This window comes from Gracilimonas sp., from assembly GCF_035704785.1.
Taxonomy (GTDB): Bacteria; Bacteroidota; Rhodothermia; order Balneolales; family Balneolaceae; genus Gracilimonas.
Genome location: NZ_DASSWP010000037.1, coordinates 1 through 4,305, shown reverse-complemented (window position 1 = coordinate 4,305; position 4,305 = coordinate 1). Strand labels below are relative to the sequence as shown.

Annotated in this window: 4 protein-coding genes; 1 reads left to right on the top strand and 3 read right to left on the bottom strand. The window is 37.6% G+C overall.

Annotated features, from left to right (window positions below):
* The 3 genes from VFM80_RS02150 to VFM80_RS02140 all read right to left on the bottom strand — a co-directional run.
* On the bottom strand, window positions 1–944 hold a 944-nt coding region (locus tag VFM80_RS02150), incomplete at its 3' end, for a fatty acid desaturase family protein (protein ID WP_395069084.1).
* 64 nt (window positions 945–1,008) lie between these two features.
* Complete coding sequence (locus VFM80_RS02145) at window positions 1,009–2,202, bottom strand: saccharopine dehydrogenase family protein (RefSeq protein ID WP_395069082.1); 1,194 nt, start codon at window positions 2,200–2,202, stop codon at window positions 1,009–1,011.
* Between the two features lie 81 nt (window positions 2,203–2,283).
* Window positions 2,284–2,493 (bottom strand): cold-shock protein, encoded by a 210-nt coding sequence (locus VFM80_RS02140; RefSeq protein WP_395069080.1) that lies wholly within the window; start codon window positions 2,491–2,493, stop codon window positions 2,284–2,286.
* A 398-nt stretch (window positions 2,494–2,891) separates the two neighbouring features.
* Between VFM80_RS02140 and VFM80_RS02135 the strand changes: the two genes are divergently transcribed.
* Complete coding sequence (locus VFM80_RS02135; protein ID WP_395069078.1) at window positions 2,892–4,205, top strand: aspartyl protease family protein; 1,314 nt, start codon at window positions 2,892–2,894, stop codon at window positions 4,203–4,205.
* The last annotated feature ends 100 nt before the right edge of the window (window positions 4,206–4,305 follow it).

Below are 4,305 nucleotides of genomic sequence, written 5' to 3'. Positions count from 1 at the left end.
CTGCACACTTTGGGGAACAAATGATGCTCGATCTGATAATTAAGCCCTCCGATGTACCAAGAAAGAGGCTTATTAGCCCGTGCAAAGTTATTGGTCGTTATCATTTCATGTATGGCCCAATGATTTTCGATCACATTGTCTTCGTTAGGTTCGGGATGCATGGTTTCTTCAACTACGTGGGCAAGCTGAAAGATAACTCCAAGGATAAAGCCGGCTGTAAGATGGAGGCTCACAAATCCTATCAACCAGTGATACCAGGTAATATCAAGCAGCAGCAAAGGGAGTACGATGGTGTAGCCATAATAAATTATTTTTGTCACGATCAACGTAGCCCATTCTTTAGCCGGATGATTTTTATTTTCATAGGGTCCCAATGGAGATTTAAAGAAGTACCAGTAATCTTTCACAAAGACCCAGAAAAAGGTGGCAAAGCTGTATGCAAAGAAAGCCAGGATATGTTGAAGTCTATGTATGGCTTTATGCTCTGAATGTGGTGATAGTCGAATAAAAGCAGCCACTTCAAGGTCTTCATCGTGGCCATGAATGTTGGTGTAAGTATGATGAATAATATTGTGGGTGATCTTCCAGATGTACCCGTTTGCACCCATCAGATCGAATGTGAGTCCAAGTGCGTAATTAACCTTGCTGTTAGAGGAATAGGCTCCGTGCAGTGCATCATGTGCAATTGAAAACCCGATACCCGCCATGCCAACCCCCATGGCAATACAGAGTATCCACATAACACCTAAAGAGAACTGCCCGCTCATTATCAACGCATAGGCTCCAAAATATAAGCCAAGAAGAGTGATGGTCTTTATCACCATGGAAGCATTGGCATGCCGAGATAAATTTCTCTCCTCAAAGTAGTCGTTGACTCTTTGTTTAACTGTGCGACTGAATTCTTTATCAATCTTATTATTGAAAGTGACTTTCTCTATACTCACGAATACCTTGGTTTGGGATTAGTTATACTGGCTATAAAGTATAATTATTTATGGAGAATAGTTCTCATAGATTTGTTTTAATATTCAAACCACGGGCTTTCAGTCGATCAATCAGTGATTCTCCAAAGGCAACTGAAGGAGTAAGAAATCCGGTTTTTGAAGTGATTTCGTCTTCTGATTCTGCTAAACATAAAGCTGATTCGCATAAGAAAAAAACGGTTGATTTATTCCCCGGATCACCGGGATATGAAATATCCAGTGAAGCTTCATTTCCTTTAGAATCTTTGGCAAAAGCCGTCATTTTAAAATAACCGTTTTCAATTTGTTCTTCAGAAGGCCCTTCTCCGGGTGCAGGCATTATTTTTTTAAGAAAAGTCCTAAACCATTTTTGTGGGCCTAATAAAGTGATAGAGAGTAGAATGGTGGAAACTACTAAAAAGGGTATAGGATTATACCAGCGACCAAGCGAGGAATGTTCACAATAAGAAATGCTCTCGGCATAGGGATCTCCGCTTTCAAACCTTAGTGAAGCACTTTTATACACCACTTTTGAATTTATGCTTCCCATAATAAAAGGTGCCGACCACCGGCTGATCTTTTTGTCGTACCCAAAATATTTTGCTTTTTCAGGTGGGTGAATTTTTTGGCCGCTGTTGTCAAGAAGCAATCGCGGATCATTCATTTTTTTATATTCACCGGTTTCAAATTTGTTTAGCATGGTGGCAATTGTGCCGCCATTAAAACCACCGCTGATACTATAATAGGCTTTGATGCTAAGTTTTTTGGGCTGATCGAATTCTTTACTTAAAAGGAAAGCTGCTATATCTGCCGGTACACTGTCAAATCCTGAAAAGGGAATTAATTGTGCTCCACTTTTATGGGCCTGGCTTTCATATTTGTCTTTCATTTGTTTTATGAATCCAACTTCCCCGGTGATATCCAGATAGTGGGTGCCAAATTTAGAGCAGGCAGCAATTACTTCTTCACCATATAAAGAAAAGGGGCCAACGGTGGTTATTATGATCCGGGCTTGTTTTACTACAGACTCAACCTGTTCCGTATTGGTAGTATCCACAATAAATCTGCGATCATCGGTTACAGACAGTTCGTCAGCTATGCGATCAAGTTTATTATTATTTCGGGCCGCAATACCCCATTTTAAGTTCACGGGTGTCTTATCCTTTAAGTAATGGGCTGCTCGTTTACCGGTAAATCCGGTGGCACCAATTAGAATAATGTCGAAAGGTTTAGAAGACATAGATACAAAATGAAATTCATAGATATAAAAAAACCCCGCACATAAATTACGTGCGGGGTTTTAAAGTCTCAAAGGCTAGAATTAGCCAACTCGAGAAACTTCCACGGCGCTAAGGCCTTTAGGGGTTTCTTCAACGTCGTACTCTACTTCTTCGCCATCAGCAAGCCCCTCTTCAAATCCAAGGTTCTGGATGTTGTTGCGGTGAACAAAGATATCTTTTCCACCATTTTCAGGTTCGATGAAACCAAAACCTTTTTGTGCATCAAACCATTTAATTTTACCGTATTCCATAATAATGTTGTGTTGTATTGAATGCAGCTACATGCTATAACTAAGAGATTGATCGAAGGTATACTAAGTGCAACTGCTTATTTTATTGTTAGTTGTACAAACTATAGAGGGGAAACAAATACTATACTGAATATACTAATACTGATTCTTACCATACATTTGCAACGTCCTTAATATCTTCTTTTATACAATTAATACCAAATGATCTCTGTTAATTTATGAGTAGCGTACTTTTTTGAAAATGATGATTGTTTTTTTGTTGTTAAAGTATATACTAAGCAGTTGTTGATTTTAAGTGCATTCTTGTTATTGAATTTCTTTAATGATTAAAAGAATCTTTATTAAAGATAAAATGTAAGATTACAGGAAGGGTTAATTTTGTGAAAATATCATAACGAATGGCAAAAAAGATCATATATCGAGGTTTCATCACTTGCAGCTTTATTTTTATTATGGCTTTGGGCTTGTTTTCAGGAAGGGTAATGGGACAAGTTGATGTAGCACAAAATGAAACAACTTTTAGGATCGATGGAAGAAGTGATAAACGTGTAACTATACCTTTTGAGCTTGTAAACAATCTAATCATCATAGAGGCGAGTGTAAATGGTTCTGTGCCTTTAAAATTTATCTTAGATACCGGTGTGGCTAAGACCCTTATAACTTCATTATCTAATGGGGAGGAGATCTATCTTCGGGGGACCCGTACCGTTACCCTTTCAGGTTTAGGCGAGGGTGAGCCTGTGGAAGCTTTTTATGCTGTCAATAACAGTCTGAAAGTTGGGAATATTGAAGGTTCAAATGTGGATGTTTTGTTTTTGAAGGAAGATATTTTCAGGCTTTCTCTTTTTATGGGTACTTATGTACATGGACTCATTGGGTATGATCTGTTTTCCAATTTTGCAGTAGAGATCAACTATTTGAGTAAGGAAATTCATTTGTATGATTTTGAGGAATTTGAGGAAAAATTCAAAAAATTAGCGGATCATCGTAAATGGCATAAATTTCCAATCATCATCGAAGATGAAAAGCCATATATAGACTTGCAATTTCAACATAAGCCGGAGGCACCACACGTCCCTCTAAGATTGCTGATAGACACCGGATCCAGCAATGCTTTCTCTTTATATGAATTGACTCATGAAGAAGTCATAGTTCCTGAAAGAAGGATCAATACTTTGATAGGAGTTGGATTAAGTGGAAATGTGAATGGATATTTGGGAAGAATTGAAGAAATGGAGTTAGGTGATTTTGATTTTGATAAGCCTGTAGTTGCCTATCCTGATAGTTTGGCTATTAGAAGAGCCTTTTCACTGGGTGATAGAAATGGGAGCCTTGGAGGAGAGACACTTCGCAGATTTAAAGTGATATTTCATTATAAAGGGGGATATATATTAGTAAGGGCAAATCGTGACTTAGGTGATGAGTTTCACTATAACATTAGTGGCATTGAAATTAATACCCCTATTCCTAATATCCCTCTTTATGTCGTTTCTGATGTCAGAAAAGGTTCACCTGCAGAAACTCAAGGCATCCAAAGGGGAGATGTTATTAGATTTATTAATGGAGAGCCTACCTGGGAACTAAGTTTGAATGAAATGCTTAACTATCTGCAAAAAGATCAAGGATCAAGAGTGTTAGTAGGAGTTGAGAGGGATACCTTATATAAAAAATTCAGATTTAAGTTAGATAATGAACTTGTTGTTGATAACTGATCTTAGGGGAATTTTCTAATATAATTATTTACTGAATTTGACAGGTTTTTCTCGGCTGAAATCATTAATTACCAATTTTAATTAACACATAATTAAAGTC

Bases quoted from the DNA above. Each gene is read 5' to 3' on its own strand.
- VFM80_RS02140 (WP_395069080.1), bottom strand. From the start codon at position 2,493: ATGGAATACGGTAAAATTAAATGGTTTGATGCACAAAAAGGTTTTGGT.
- VFM80_RS02145 (WP_395069082.1), bottom strand. From the start codon at position 2,202: ATGTCTTCTAAACCTTTCGACATTATTCTAATTGGTGCCACCGGATTT.
- VFM80_RS02135 (WP_395069078.1), top strand. From the start codon at position 2,892: ATGGCAAAAAAGATCATATATCGAGGTTTCATCACTTGCAGCTTTATT.